Source organism: Cupriavidus sp. GW821-FHT07C08 (genome assembly GCF_059419025.1).
In genome coordinates, this window is record NZ_JBWKQZ010000001.1 from 324,812 (window position 1) to 338,183 (window position 13,372).

Genomic DNA, 13,372 nt, shown 5'->3' on the forward strand with positions numbered 1-13,372 from the left:
CTCGGACTTGCAGGTGCGGTGCAGGTCAGCCGTAGATCGACACGTTCACCGCCTCGCCCACCCGGGCGAAACCGCGGTACATGCCTTCGGTGTTGAACGGCAGCGTGACGTTGCCGGCGCGGTCCACCGCGATCAGGCCGCCGCGGCCGTTGATGGCGCGCAGTTTTTCCATCACCACGCGCCGGGCCGAATCCTCGAGCGAGAGGCCGGCGTAGCGCATCTGCGCGGACACGTCGTACGCGGCCACGGTGCGGATGAACATTTCGCCGGTGCCGGTCGCCGACACGGCCGCGACGTCATCGGCATAGCAGCCCGCGCCGATCACCGGCGTATCGCCAACGCGGCCCACGCGCTTGTTGGTGACGCCGCCGGTGGAGGTGGCAGCAGCCAGGTTGCCACAGCTGTCGCATGCGACCGCGCCGACGGTGCCGAACTTGCTGTCGGGATCGATCGGATCGGCCGCGCTGGCCTTGCCCTGCGCGGCCAGCGCGGCGGCGTCGTGGTCTAGCAGCGCCATGCCTGCGGTGCCGCGGGCGCGCTGCCACTGATCGTGGCGAGCCTGCGTGAAGTAGTAGTCCGGCGCCACCAGTTCCAGGCCCTGCGCTTCGGCAAACGCCTCGGCGCCGGCGCCGGCAAAGAGCACGTGTTCGCTGTGGTCCAGCACGGCGCGCGCAGCCAGCACCGGGTTGCGCAGGCGCGTGACGCAGGCCACGGCGCCGGCTTCCAGCGTGGCGCCGTCCATCACCGCGGCATCAAGCTCATAGGTGCCGGCATGGGTCAGCACGGCGCCCTTGCCGGCGTTGAACAGCGGGCACTCTTCCAGCAGGCGCACGGCCTCGGTGACCGCGTCGAGCGCGCTGCCGCCCTCGGCCAGGATGCGCTGGCCGGCTTGCAGCACGTGTTGCAGCGCTTCGATGTATTCGCGTTCGCGGGTGGCGTCCATCGCCGCGCGGGTGATAGTGCCGGCGCCGCCGTGGATGGCAATGACTGCTGGTTGCATGTGGATGCTCAGGACTTGCGGGTGTTGGAGGATCGGCCGCGCTTGGCGCCAGCCGTGAGTTCGGTGGGCTGCGGGGTGCCGGGCGCGGCACGGCCGGCGGACTCCGCGGCCGGCGCGCCGTACAGCCACGGCAGCAGGAATTCAGTCATTTCGGCAGCGGCCTTGACCGGGCGCTCGGCCCGGTGCGCCACCGCGCCGCACAGCGCCTCGATCAGCGCCAGCACGGTGGCATCGGAGTTGGCCGAGAGCCGGTTGCCGGCCTGCGCGTAGAGCGCGATATCGGCCAGCGGCGCCAGCGGCGAGGTCGGCCCGTCGGTCAGCGCCAGCACCTGGCCGCCGTGCGACTTGGCCCGCTCGGCCAGTTCGATGGTGTCCGTGACGTAGCGCGGGAAGGCAATCACGATCAGCAGGTCGCTTGGCTGCTGCTTGAACAGCTGCCGCGCCGCATGCGAGGCGCCGCCGGCGCCCGCCACCGAGGTCACCATGCGGCAGTGCATTTCCAGCCCGTGCTGCAGCAGGCCCGCCAGGAAACCGCTGGCGCCGAAACCGGCCACGTAGACACGCTGCGCCGCCAGGATCGCCGAGACCGCGCGCTCGCAGGCCTCCGGGTCGATGCCGCGGCGCGTGGCTTCCGCGTTGGCCGCGGCATCTTCCAGCGAGGCGGCGAAGACTTCGGCCGCGGTCGCGGGCCGCTCCAGCTCGCTGCGCAGCCGCTCCACCGGGGCCAGCGTGGCTTCGAAGCCGCGCACCAGCTCGGCCCGGAACTGCGGATAGCCGTCGAACCCCAGCGCCCGCGCAAAGCGGTTGGCCGTGGCCACCGACACCTCCACCGCCGCGGCAAATTCGTCGATGCGCATGGTTGCCGCGCGGAACAGATTGGCCAGCACGTATTCCGCCATGCGGCGGTGTGCCGGCGTCAGCGTCGGCAGGCTGCGCGCAATACGGTCTGAGATCGAATGGCCTTTTGGCATGGTGGAAGCGGTTGGTCTGGACGTCGTCTGATGCACGCCGTTTTCGTGAAAATGAATTTACACGCAACGCACGAACAAGAAAATAGAGTTTTGCGAGACCAAGGGTAATCCCTTAATCGCCGAGGCACGAAGGCACATTGGCGGTGCACGTTGCCGGGCTGTCTTGCACCGCCACGGCGTGCGGCGCACCGGAAACGCTACAATGCCGGCCAGCGCACCAGGCCCGGCGGTTGCCCGCTTTCTCCGCGCTTTTTCTGTTTTTCACTCAGGCATTTCCCCCTCTCGTGATCCGAATCGACCAGCTAGTCCTCCAGCGCGGCACCAAGGTGCTGTTCGACCACACCAGCGTGACGCTCAACCCGGGCGAGCGCGTGGGCCTTGTCGGCGCCAACGGCAGCGGCAAGTCGACGCTGTTCGCGCTGCTGCGCGGTGAACTGCATCCGGACGGGGGCGATGTCATCGTGCCGGCGCAGTGGCGCGTCGCGCACGTGGCGCAGGAAACGCCTGCGGTCAGCCGCACCGCCGTGGATTACGTGATCGATGGCGACACCCGCCTGCGCGAGATTGAAGCCGCCATCGCCGCCGCACAGGCCAGCGGCGACGGCAGCGCCGAGGGCGAAGCCCACGCCGCCTTTGCCGACGCCGACGGCTACACCGCCCCGGCGCGCGCCGAGGCCCTGCTGCTGGGCCTGGGCTTCACGCTGGCGCAGGTGTCGCAGCCGGTGGCCTCGTTCTCCGGCGGCTGGCGCATGCGCCTGAACCTGGCGCAGGCGCTGATGTGCCCCTCCGACCTGCTGCTGCTCGACGAACCGACCAACCACCTGGACCTGGACGCCATCGTCTGGCTGGAAGACTGGCTGGCGCGCTATCCCGGCACGCTGGTGATGATTTCGCACGACCGCGAATTCCTCGACGCGATCTGCAACGTCACCGTGCATATCGAGAACCAGCAGCTGCGCCGCTATGGCGGCAACTACACACTGTTCGAGACCCTGCGCCTGCAGCAGATGGCGCAGCAGCAGTCCGCCTACGTGCGCCAGCAGAAGGAAATCGCGCACCTGGAATCGTTCATCACGCGCTTCAAGGCCAAGGCGACCAAGGCGCGCCAGGCACAGAGCCGCGTCAAGGCGCTGGAAAAGATGGAGCGGCTGGCGCCGGTGCACGTGGCCGCCGGCTTCGCCTTCGAGTTCCGCGAACCCGACGCCGCGCCCAACCCGATGATGGTGCTCGACGGCGTCGACTGCGGATATGCCGAGGCCGAGCCGCCCGTCACCATCCTGCACAACCTGGCGCTGTCGATCCAGAACGGCCAGCGCATCGGCCTCTTGGGCGCCAACGGCCAGGGCAAGTCCACGCTGGTCAAGACCCTGGCCGGCACGCAGGACCCGCTCACGGGCAAGCTGCGCCTGGGCAAGGGCCTGCAGATCGGCTACTTCGCCCAGCACCAGCTGGAGACGCTGCGCGACCACGACTCGCCGCTGCAGCACCTGGCACGCCTGGCGCCCGACACCCGCGAGCAGGAACTGCGCGACTTCCTCGGCAGCTTCAACTTCCGCGGCGACATCGCCACCGCGCCGATCGAGCCCTTCTCAGGCGGCGAAAAGGCTCGTCTGGCCCTGGCGCTGATCGTCTGGCAGAAGCCCAACCTGCTGCTGCTGGACGAGCCGACCAACCACCTGGACCTCGATACCCGCGAGGCGCTGACCATGGCGCTGGCGCAGTTCGAAGGCACGCTGATCCTGGTCTCGCACGACCGCCACCTGCTGCGCGCCACCGCCGACCAGTTCATGCTGGTGGCCGACGGCACCATCAAGCCGTTCGACGGCGACCTGGACGACTACCGGGACTGGCTGCTGCAACAGGCCGCGGCCAAGCGCAATGCCGCCACCGCCGCGCACCTGGCAGAGAACGCCGGCGATGCCGCCGCGGCGGTCAACCGCAAGGACCAGCGCCGCGCGGAGGCCGACGAGCGCCAGCGGCTGTCGGCACTGCGCAAGCCGCTGACCAAGGAACTGGAAAAGGTGGAAAAGCGCATGGCGGTGCTGCAGACCGCCAAGGAGGAGATCGACCAGTTCATGGCCAATGAAAGCAGCTATGCCGAAGCCAACAAGACGAAGCTGATGGAGATGCTCAAGCGCCAGGGCGAGGTCAATGGCGAGCTGGAGACGCTTGAGGAGAAGTGGCTGGAGTTGCAGGAGCAGATCGAGCAGATCGCGTAATCTGGTTCGACTCCCCTCCCTCGCACCACCGCAAACAAGAAACGGCGCCAATGGCGCCGTTTCTTACGTCGATGGCTTGCTCTCGACTCAGCGGAAATTCTTCTCGCGCCGGATCAACCCCACCGCCAGCGTCAGCGTCAGGATAAACAGCCAGATCAGCGACCATGCCGGCACCGACAGCCCCAGCACCGGCGGCAGCGGCGCGGTGCACAGGCCATCGGCGTAGAACACCTGCGGCAGCGCCTTGGCAGTCGGCAGCGCGTTGACCCAGTTCTCCAGCGGGTCGATGCCGCAGCTGGCCTTGGGATTGAGCAGCAGCGACACGTGGTAGACCGCCACTGCAATGCCGGCGATGCCGGACAGCATGCCCAGGCCCTGCCACAGCGAGCGCGTGTTCTGCGCCACCGCGGCCAGCAGCGAGAAGATGCCGATGCCGATAAAGGCGAAGCGCTGCATCACGCAGAGCGGGCAAGGCTGGTAGCCCTTTTCAAACTGCAGGTAGAGCGCAACGCCGACCAGGCCGAAGGAAACGAGGGCGATCAGCAGGAAATAGGCGCGTGAGTTGGCTTGCATAGTGGGTGATCAGGTAATCCGGTAAGCGGTGCCGTCAGTGGATGGCGCGGCATTGCTGCGCATTATTACCTATTTTGCAGCGCCTGCAGTTGGCGTCACACGCAGCGCAAGCCCCCTGCCCTGTGGCGGATTGACGCAGGGGTGCTACGCGCCGGCTGCCTGCCACGCCGTGCGCGGCAAACGGTACAGGCAATGGGGCCGCAACGGATGCCCTGGCGGCAATGCGGGATGCTCGAAGCCCACGGCATCCTCGCGCATGCCGAGCCTCTCCATGACCGCCCGCGAGCGGGCATTGGCGAGTGTCGTGAAGGACACGATCTCATCCAGCCCCAGCCGCTCAAAGCCCCAGGCAAGCGCGCCGCGTGCCGCCTCGGTCGCGTAGCCGCTGCCCCAGGCGTGCCGCGCCAGGCGCCAGGCGATCTCCACGCAAGGCGCGAACGGCAGCGCCGCGGTGGGCTCGTGCAGTCCGACAAACCCCAGGAAATCGCCGTCCGCCTTGCGCTCCGCTACCCAGACGCCCCATCCCTTCGCTGCGATCAGGCTGCGGCAGTGGTCGGCCATCGCATCGCTTTCAACACGCGTCAGCGGCGCAGGGAAATAGCGCATCACCTGCGCATCGGCATTCAGCGCGGCAAACGGAGCATAGTCCGCCTCGCGCCACTGGCGCAGCCGCAGGCGTTCGGCCTCGAAGGCGATGCCGTCGTCCATGGCTCAGTCCAGATGGCGCACGCGGTCGATGGCCTGCTCGATGCGTTCCACCGCGATCACTTCGAGCCCGTCGATCTTTTGCTTGGGCGCGTTCGCCTTGGGAATCACGGCGATCGTAAAGCCCAGCTTGGCGGCTTCCTTCAGGCGCTCCTGCCCGCGCGGGCTGGGGCGGATCTCGCCGGCCAGGCCGACTTCGCCGAACACCACCAGGCCGCGCGGCAGCGGCTTGTTGCGCATCGATGAATGGATCGACAGCAGCACCGCGAGGTCGGCGGCGGGCTCGGTGATCTTGACGCCGCCCACCGCGTTCAGGAATACGTCCTGGTCAAAGCAGGCAATGCCCGCGTGCCGGTGCAGCACCGCCAGCAGCAGCGCCAGCCGGTTCTGCTCAAGGCCCACCGCCAGCCGGCGCGGGTTGGGTACATGGGCGGTATCGACCAGCGCCTGGATCTCGACCAGCAGCGGACGCGTGCCCTCCTGCGTCACCAGCACGCACGAGCCCGGCACGGTCTCTTCGTGCTGCGACAGGAACAGCGCCGACGGATTGCTGATGCCGCGCAGGCCGCGCTCGGTCATGGCAAACACGCCCAGCTCATTGACCGCGCCGAAGCGGTTCTTGAAGGCGCGGATCAGCCGGTGCGACGAATGGGTATCGCCCTCGAAATACAGCACCGTATCGACGATATGCTCCAGCACGCGCGGACCCGCCAGGCTGCCTTCCTTGGTCACATGGCCGACCAGGATGATGGTGATGCCGCTGCTCTTGGCAATGCGCGTCAGCTGCGCCGCGCATTCGCGCACCTGAGCGACCGAGCCCGGCGCGGAGGTCAGCGCCTCGGAGTACAGCGTCTGGATCGAGTCGATCACCGCGACTTCGGGCCTTTCCACTTCCAGCGTGGCCTGGATCTTCTCCAGCTGGATTTCGGCAAGCAACCCCAGCGACGGGCTTTCCACGCCCAGCCGCTGCGCGCGCAGCGCGATCTGCGCACCGGATTCTTCGCCGCTGACATAGAGCACGCGGCGCTGGCCCGCAAGGTTGGCCAGGGCCTGCAGCAGCAGCGTGGACTTGCCGATGCCGGGATCGCCGCCGATCAGCACCACGCCGCCAGACACCAGGCCGCCGCCCAGCACGCGGTCGAATTCATCGATGCCGCTGGAGAAGCGCGGCACGTCAGCGGCATCGATCTCCGACAGCTTGCGCACCGTGGCCGAGGCGGCCAGCGGCTGGAAGCGCTTGTTCGCGGCGGACTCGGCCACCGTCTCAACCAGCGTGTTCCACTGCTGGCAATGCGGGCACTGGCCGGCCCAGCGCGGCGTGGTGCCGCCGCATTCGGTACACGTATAGACAGTCTTGGTCTTGGCCAACGGATGTCCTTGGAGGAAAAAACGAGCCGGGCCCACAAGTGGCCCGGCCGGCAGATGGTAAGTGCGCGGGCCTGCGCCCGCACCAACGCCCCGGATCAGGCCACGGCAGGCGCGGCGCTGTCCGAAGCCGTGATCGTCGCCACCGAGGTCGGCACGCGCGGCGCCAGTGCGCACATCAGCTCATAGCCCACCGTGCCGCTGGCCTGCGCCACCTCGTCGATCGGCAGGCCCTGGCCCCACAGCGTGACCGGGCTGCCGACCTTGGCCTTCGGGCACGGGGTCAGGTCCACGCACAGCATGTCCATCGACACGCGCCCGACCAGTTCGGTGCGCACGCCATCGACCAGCACCGGCGCACGTTGCTCGCCCCAGCCCGACGCGTGGCGCGGGTAGCCGTCGGCATAGCCGCACGCCACCACGCCGATGCGCATCGGCCGCTCGGCGGTGAACAAGGAGCCGTAGCCGACGGTATCGCCCGGCTGCAGGTCCTGCACCGAGATAAGTTCGCTGTGCAGCGACATGGCGGGCTGCAGGCCGGTGCCGGCAATATCGGCATCGCTCCCGGTCGGCGAGGCGCCGTACAGGATGATGCCGGGGCGCACCCAGGCGCGGTGCGCCTGCGGGTGCCACAGCACCGCGGCCGAGTTCGACAGGCTGGCCTCGCCCGGCAGGTTGGCCGTGGCGGCATCGAACGCCTCGATCTGGTGGGCGACACCTCGGGCACTATCCGCATCGGAAAAATGCGTCATATGGACGATACTGCCCACACAGGGCATGGCGCGGGCGCGCTCCCAGGCGGTACGGTAATCCGCCGGATGGAAGCCGAGCCGGTTCATGCCGGTGTTGAGCTTGAGCTGGATGGCCAGCGGCCCCTTGGCGCGTGCGCTTTCCAGCATGCGCAGCTGCTCGTCGCAATGGATCGCGGTGGTCAGGCGGTATTGTTCGATGACGGCAACATCCTGCGGCTGGAAGAAGCCCTCCAGCAGCAGGATCGGGCCCTGCCAGCCAAGGTCACGCAGCAGCACGGCCTCGTTCAGGTCCAGCAGGCCGAAGCCGTCGGCACCCCGCAGCGCAGCAAAGACGCGGCGGATGCCGTGGCCGTAGGCATTGGCCTTGACCACCGCCCAGATGCGCGAATCCGGCGCCTTGCGGCGGATGATGTCGAGATTGTTGGCCAGGGCGGGTTGATGGATGACAGCGTGGATGGGTCTTGGCATGGGAGTCACATCTCAGGAAGCGGACGAGCAGGCAGGCGGCGCTGGCGGCATGGGCGGCCGGCGCGGGCGCTGGAAGGACGGCTCTGTCTCAGTATCGATGGCGCAAACGTCACCTGTCGGTGTACAGCAGCATGTTGCGGCGACTGGCATGCGGGAATGTGCGGAATTGGCACGCCCTTGTATCCCAGTCACCATATCGGTTCGACCACGCACCAGATCAGGGAAGACCCGGTCGGCTGGTCGCGATCGCAGTCGTTATTTGAACACATTCGGATGCCGTTGCCGGGGGTCATTGGGGAATCGGCACGGCAATCCGCTGTCAAAAAGAGCCCTTGCCGGGGTTCGGGAATGTCATGTTTTCGTGATATAAAGCCGGACGCTCCGGCCATGTTCTAAAAGCGAAGCATTATGTCAATGACTGTCAGGCAAGCCTCAAGACGCCGCAGCGCAGCACCTCAGACACAATTCGACACGGCCGCGGCACAAGGTTCCCTGCAAACCATGGCCTCCCCGGTGGGCGCTAGCCTGCCCAGCCTGAGCGGAGTTCGCGATGGAGAAAAAGTCGACAGCATGAAGAAGGGTTTTTACACCATCATGGCCGCGCAGTTTTTTTCTTCGCTGGCCGACAACGCCTTACTGATCGCCGCGATCGCCCTTCTCACCGAATTGCATTCCCCGCAGTGGATGACCCCGCTGCTCAAGCTGTTCTTCGTTCTTTCCTACGTCGTCCTCGCCGCCTTCGTCGGCGCCTTTGCCGACTCCATGCCCAAGGGGCGGGTGATGCTCATCACCAACGCCATCAAGGTGGTCGGCTGCGCCATCATGATGTTCGGGCTGCACCCGTTGCTGGCGTATGGCGTGGTGGGATTCGGCGCGGCCGCGTACTCGCCGGCCAAGTACGGCATCCTGACCGAACTGCTGCCGCCAGAGAAACTGGTGATGGCCAATGGCTGGATCGAGGGGCTGACGGTGGGTTCGATCATCCTGGGCACCGTGGTGGGTGGCGCGCTGATCTCGGTGCATATCTCCAGCCTCCTGCTGCGCTTTGACGTCCCCCTCATCAACACCGGCATCGACACCCCGGCCGAAGCCGCGATGGTGGTGATCATGCTGTTCTACGTGGTCGCCTCAGTCTTCAACCTGTTTATCCCCGATACCGGCGCCCGCTATCCGGCGCAGGAAAAGAACCCGATCAGGCTGATCGCAGAGTTCGGCGACTGCTTCGTGGCGCTGTGGCGCGACAAGCTGGGCCAGATCTCGCTGGCGGTGACCACGCTGTTCTGGGGCGTGGGCGCCACGCTGCAGTTCATCGTGCTGAAGTGGGCCGAGAAGTCGCTGGGGCTGAACCTGTCCCAGGGCGCGCTGCTGCAGGCCGTGGTGGCCGTGGGCGTGGCCGTGGGCGCGATCCTGGCCGCGGCGCGCATCCCGCTGCGCAAGTCGCTGTCGGTGCTGCCCTTTGGCGTGGCCATGGGCGCCACCGTGATGATCATGGCGTTCTACACCAAGGATGCGATGCCCCATGTCACGCTGGACGTGCTGGGCATGCATATGCCGCTGTACATGGCCATCGCCTATGTGTTCCTGATGGTGGTGGGCGCCATGTCGGGCTACTTCGTGGTGCCGATGAACGCGCTGCTGCAGCACCGCGGGCACGTGCTGCTGTCGGCCGGCCACTCCATCGCGGTGCAGAACTTCAATGAGAACGTCTCGGTGCTGCTGATGCTGTGCCTGTACGCGCTGCTGATCAAGCTGAACGTGCCGATTGGCGTGGTCATCATCGCGCTGGGCCTGTTTATCTGCGTGACCATGTGGCTGGTGCTCAAGCTGCACAAGTACAACGTGCGCACCTTCAACTCACTGGCGATGATCGGCGAGGACAAGCACCACTAGGGTCTGTCCCGCGCCCTGCCTGCACCCGGCGCGGGCGGCTCAGGGCGTGTCGCCCGGCGCGGCCTGCTGCCCTGGCCTGGACGGCTCCGCCGCCCGCGCCAGCGCCCGCTCTTCCCACCCCGGCGGCACCACGAACCCGCGCGAGCATTCGCGCCACCAGCCCGGCGCCTCTGGCCCGGCCGGCTCCAGTTCACACAGCATCACAGGCGATTCGCGCCGCCAGCCGTGATCATGGCGCGGGTCGGCAAAGCGCTGCGCCAGCATCGCATGCAGTGCGCCGACATCTTCCGTGCCGGATTCTGGCACCAGCGCGCCCGATAACCACCCGGTACGCGGCAGGCGGCACCAGCGCAAGCCGGGCCGCGCGGCTGCGCGGGCGGCCCAGCCGTCGAGCGTGGACCACCAGCCGTGCAGATGGTCTGGCGCGATGCCCAGCGCATCCAGCCCCGGCGGCATCCGGCCATCGCGATAAAACAGCCACCCCAGCAGGTAGACCTCGCTGCGGTCCACCGTATGTCCCAGCAGGGCCTGTGCCTCCGCGGTGCAGCCAAGTGGGAGCTGGCGGTGCACGATGTGGCCCAGCTTGTCGCCAAGGCGGTCGACCAGGTTCGGGCCGACGAAATCCTGCGCCCGCGGCACCTGGCTGACGCCAGGCGCCATCAGGTAGAACTTGGCCGCCATCTCCCAGTGGACCACCGCGCCCGACGCCTGCTCGCGCCAGATAAAGTCCAGCTCGCCCAGCGTGCGGATACCCTGCCGCCCTGCGCGCCGCACCGGCACGTTGGCAGCCAGCAGCGACAGCCCCTGCATATGGCGCAGCGCGAAATGCAGCAGCCGCTCGGCATGGCGGCCCAGGCGCAGGCTGCGGCTGGCGGGGTCCTGGTCGGGATCGTCGGCGGAGGGGGCGGCGTGGCCGTCAGCCAGTTCGTCGATGGTGGCGGGCAGCGTGGCGGGGTCCGCGGCTTCCAGCCAGCGCTGCCAGGCGGCCAGCGTGCCGGCGGGCCAGCGTGCCGGGGCCGCGCCCGGCACCGCCGCCAGCAGCGGCGGCGAGAGCGTGGTCCAGGCCAGGTCGCGCGTGCGCGCCGACGCGGCGCGGCGCCACAGCGGCGGGCCCGACGGCCTGTTGCCGTCGCCGCCGCGGGTCAGGGAGAGATCAGGCCCCAGCTCCCGCACGGTCATGAACCTCCCTGGCCAGGCACAGGTCTTCCCAGGCGCGCGCCTTGTCGGTCAGGGTGCGCAGCAGGTAAGCCGGATGGTAGGTCACCACCACGGGGATGCCTTCATAGCTATGTACGGTGCCGCGCAGCTTGCCGATGGGCGTGGTGGTGCGCAGCAGCGACTGCGCCGCAAAGCGGCCCAGCACCACGATCACCCTGGGCTTCACCAGCGCGATCTGGCGGCGCAGGAACGGCTCGCACTGCGCCACTTCCTCGGGCTCCGGGTTGCGGTTGCCGGGCGGGCGGCACTTGAGCACGTTGGCGATAAACACATTGCGCCCGCGCGCCAGCCCGAGCGAGCCGAGCATATTGTCGAGCAGCTTGCCGGCCTGGCCCACGAAGGGCTCGCCCTGCAGGTCTTCGTTCTCGCCGGGGGCTTCGCCCACCAGCATCCATTCGGCCTGGCGGTCGCCCACGCCGAACACGGTATTGGTGCGGTTCTGGCACAGGCCGCAGGCGGTGCAGCTTGCCACGGCGGCGTCCAGCGCCGGCCATTCCATGCTGGCGATGGCAGCTTCGCGCCCCGCTTGCGCCGAGCCGGGTTCCGGACCGGCGGGGACCAGGGCAGGCGCAACCGGTGTCCGGGAGACAGGCGGCGCCACCGGCGCCGGCACCGGCATGGCGGGTTCCGCAACCACTGCGGCAAACTCGGCCACAGGCGCCTCGGCAACAGGCATCGCTGCCTGCGCCACGGCCGCCTCCGGCGCGGCGTCTGCCTGCGCATCCGCGCGCTCGCGCGGCACCCATTCGGTCGGGATGCCCAGGACTTCCAGGAACTGTGCGCGGCGGCTCATGCCCTGCCCTCCGTGCCTTCATTGGCGGCGGCCGCCGCCGGCCAGCTGCGGCGCAGCACCAGCGCGTCCTCGCGCTTGCTGCCCAGGGCCGGGTAATAGCCCTTGCGGCGCCCGATCTCGGCAAATCCCGCCGCCTGGTACAGCGCGATCGCCCCGGTATTGGACGGCCGCACTTCCAGCAGCATGGTATGGATGCGGTGCGCGTGCGCGGTGGCCAGCACCACCGCCAGCATCAGCCGCCCCAGCCCCTGGCGCTGGCGCCGCGGCTCGACGGTGATATTGAGCAGGTGCATTTCATCGACCACCGGCATCAGCACGGCATAGGCCACCAGCGTGCCCACCGGGTCGCGCAGCGTCAGGCCGAGATGCCCGGACTTGACCGAGTTCTCGAAATTGCCGCGGGTCCACGGATGGCTGTAGGCACGCGCCTCGATGCCCGCCACGGCCTCCAGGTCAAGCGCGCTCATGCGGCCCAGCGCCCAGCCGTCCGGCAGCGCCGGCATGGCGGGCACGGCCGGCCACTCGTTGCGGTGATCGAGCGGATAGGCTGCACTCACGATGCGCTCCCGGCCTGGGCCGCGGCACGGGCGGCAGCGGCGGCTTCGCGTTCGGCGATGGTCTGCGCGACCTTGTCGCGCAGGTAGATCGGCATGGCCTGGTCAGCGTCGATGGCCTCGCCGCGCGCCAGTGCGCGCAGCGCAATCGCGACCATCGGCTGCGCATGGGGCATCGCCTCCGGCAGCACGCGCGCGGCACGCGCCAGGCCCGCCAGCCGCTCGCCGAAGACGGTGGCTGCGTTGCCGGCCAGCCAGAATTCGCCGGCGGGCAGCGGCACGGTTTCCGGCGCGCTGACCTGCATAGGCGTGACTTCCGCCCATTCCCGCGCGCTGGCATGCCAGCGGAAAGCAGCGGAATAGGCTTCATCCATGCGCGCGTCCAGCGCCACCAGCACCGCGGTATCGTCCGGCAGCGCCGGGGTGGCGGCCCGCGCGCGCTCGGCGCAGGTCATCAGGGTATTGACCGGAACCACCGGCAGCCCGGCGCCGAAGGCCAGCCCCTGCGCCACGCCGCAGGCAGTGCGCAGGCCGGTAAACGAGCCCGGGCCGGCGCCAAAGGCAATCGCAGCGCAGTCCGCCAGCGCGATGCCGGCTTCGGCCAGCAGCTCGCCGGCAGCCGGCAGCACGCGTGCCGACGAGCGTGCGCCAGTGTGCTCATGGCGCACCAGGCACTCGACTCCGGCACCCGGCACCGCACGTCCGAGCGCAACCGAGCACCACTCCGTAGAAGTTTCAACAGCAAGAATCCAGGACATGGCGCGATTGTATCCGGTGACGCCCGGAATCGAGGGCTTCTTCGGTTTTATACGGACGGCGCGGCGGCGCCGGGCGGCTATCATCGGCCTGCACTTTCGCAATCCA

Annotated in this window: 12 protein-coding genes; 2 read left to right on the plus strand and 10 right to left on the minus strand. The window is 68.4% G+C overall.

All coding sequences use genetic code 11. The annotated features are described in order from the left end of the window. Positions 1 to 25: 25 nt before the first annotated feature. Together AC07UK_RS01570 and AC07UK_RS01575 are read right to left on the minus strand one after the other, a co-directional pair. The gene (locus AC07UK_RS01570) at positions 26 to 1,000 is read right to left on the minus strand and encodes an isoaspartyl peptidase/L-asparaginase family protein (RefSeq protein WP_436221916.1); all 975 of its coding nucleotides are present in this window, start codon (positions 998 to 1,000) and stop codon (positions 26 to 28) included. A gap of 8 nt (positions 1,001 to 1,008) precedes the next feature. Continuing rightward, positions 1,009 to 1,971, minus strand: a complete 963-nt coding sequence (locus tag AC07UK_RS01575) for a MurR/RpiR family transcriptional regulator (RefSeq protein WP_436221917.1) — start codon at positions 1,969 to 1,971, stop codon at positions 1,009 to 1,011. 284 nt (positions 1,972 to 2,255) lie between these two features. On the opposite strand from AC07UK_RS01575, the gene AC07UK_RS01580 reads away from it, so the two are divergent. Then, the gene (locus AC07UK_RS01580) at positions 2,256 to 4,190 is read left to right on the plus strand and encodes an ATP-binding cassette domain-containing protein (RefSeq protein ID WP_494685375.1); all 1,935 of its coding nucleotides are present in this window, start codon (positions 2,256 to 2,258) and stop codon (positions 4,188 to 4,190) included. Between the two features lie 87 nt (positions 4,191 to 4,277). Here AC07UK_RS01580 and AC07UK_RS01585 read toward each other — a convergent pair whose 3' ends face one another. From AC07UK_RS01585 to alr, 4 genes are all read right to left on the minus strand, one after another. Beyond that, positions 4,278 to 4,763 (minus strand): disulfide bond formation protein B, encoded by a 486-nt coding sequence (locus tag AC07UK_RS01585; RefSeq protein WP_010810635.1) that lies wholly within the window; start codon positions 4,761 to 4,763, stop codon positions 4,278 to 4,280. A 144-nt stretch (positions 4,764 to 4,907) separates the two neighbouring features. Then, a complete protein-coding gene (locus tag AC07UK_RS01590) occupies positions 4,908 to 5,471 on the minus strand; it encodes a GNAT family N-acetyltransferase (protein ID WP_494685374.1) in 564 nt (187 codons plus the stop codon). Positions 5,472 to 5,474: 3 nt separating this feature from the next. After that, a complete protein-coding gene (gene radA, locus AC07UK_RS01595) occupies positions 5,475 to 6,836 on the minus strand; it encodes a DNA repair protein RadA (RefSeq protein ID WP_035815442.1) in 1,362 nt (453 codons plus the stop codon). 95 nt (positions 6,837 to 6,931) lie between these two features. Beyond that, on the minus strand, positions 6,932 to 8,053 hold the full coding sequence (alr, locus tag AC07UK_RS01600; protein ID WP_494685373.1) for an alanine racemase: 1,122 nt from the start codon (positions 8,051 to 8,053) through the stop codon (positions 6,932 to 6,934). 570 nt (positions 8,054 to 8,623) lie between these two features. On the opposite strand from alr, the gene lplT reads away from it, so the two are divergent. Further along, positions 8,624 to 9,943, plus strand: a complete 1,320-nt coding sequence (gene lplT / locus AC07UK_RS01605) for a lysophospholipid transporter LplT (protein WP_436221921.1) — start codon at positions 8,624 to 8,626, stop codon at positions 9,941 to 9,943. A gap of 39 nt (positions 9,944 to 9,982) precedes the next feature. Here the strand turns inward: lplT and AC07UK_RS01610 are convergent, their stop codons facing one another. Genes AC07UK_RS01610 through tsaB form a run of 4 tightly spaced genes read right to left on the minus strand, consistent with a single transcriptional unit; the run spans position 9,983 to position 13,266 of the window. Beyond that, a complete protein-coding gene (locus AC07UK_RS01610; RefSeq protein WP_436221922.1) occupies positions 9,983 to 11,122 on the minus strand; it encodes a DUF1853 family protein in 1,140 nt (379 codons plus the stop codon). Then, on the minus strand, positions 11,097 to 11,954 hold the full coding sequence (locus tag AC07UK_RS01615; protein WP_436221923.1) for a uracil-DNA glycosylase: 858 nt from the start codon (positions 11,952 to 11,954) through the stop codon (positions 11,097 to 11,099). The genes AC07UK_RS01610 and AC07UK_RS01615 overlap by 26 nt, the downstream gene beginning before the upstream one ends. Then, positions 11,951 to 12,511, minus strand: a complete 561-nt coding sequence (gene rimI / locus AC07UK_RS01620; protein WP_436221924.1) for a ribosomal protein S18-alanine N-acetyltransferase — start codon at positions 12,509 to 12,511, stop codon at positions 11,951 to 11,953. The genes AC07UK_RS01615 and rimI overlap by 4 nt, the downstream gene beginning before the upstream one ends. Further along, positions 12,508 to 13,266: a tRNA (adenosine(37)-N6)-threonylcarbamoyltransferase complex dimerization subunit type 1 TsaB gene (gene tsaB, locus AC07UK_RS01625; protein WP_494685372.1), complete on the minus strand. Its 759-nt coding sequence runs from the start codon at positions 13,264 to 13,266 to the stop codon at positions 12,508 to 12,510. The genes rimI and tsaB overlap by 4 nt, the downstream gene beginning before the upstream one ends. Positions 13,267 to 13,372: the final 106 nt, after the last annotated feature.

What these genes read in the sequence shown, in the direction of transcription:
- AC07UK_RS01615 (WP_436221923.1), bottom strand. Translation starts at nt 11,954, where the DNA reads ATGAGCCGCCGCGCACAGTTCCTGGAAGTCCTGGGCATCCCGACCGAA.
- AC07UK_RS01610 (WP_436221922.1), bottom strand. Translation starts at nt 11,122, where the DNA reads ATGACCGTGCGGGAGCTGGGGCCTGATCTCTCCCTGACCCGCGGCGGC.
- AC07UK_RS01575 (WP_436221917.1), bottom strand. Translation starts at nt 1,971, where the DNA reads ATGCCAAAAGGCCATTCGATCTCAGACCGTATTGCGCGCAGCCTGCCG.
- alr (WP_494685373.1), bottom strand. Translation starts at nt 8,053, where the DNA reads ATGCCAAGACCCATCCACGCTGTCATCCATCAACCCGCCCTGGCCAAC.
- tsaB (WP_494685372.1), bottom strand. Translation starts at nt 13,266, where the DNA reads ATGTCCTGGATTCTTGCTGTTGAAACTTCTACGGAGTGGTGCTCGGTT.
- AC07UK_RS01590 (WP_494685374.1), bottom strand. Translation starts at nt 5,471, where the DNA reads ATGGACGACGGCATCGCCTTCGAGGCCGAACGCCTGCGGCTGCGCCAG.
- AC07UK_RS01570 (WP_436221916.1), bottom strand. Translation starts at nt 1,000, where the DNA reads ATGCAACCAGCAGTCATTGCCATCCACGGCGGCGCCGGCACTATCACC.
- AC07UK_RS01585 (WP_010810635.1), bottom strand. Translation starts at nt 4,763, where the DNA reads ATGCAAGCCAACTCACGCGCCTATTTCCTGCTGATCGCCCTCGTTTCC.
- lplT (WP_436221921.1), top strand. Translation starts at nt 8,624, where the DNA reads ATGAAGAAGGGTTTTTACACCATCATGGCCGCGCAGTTTTTTTCTTCG.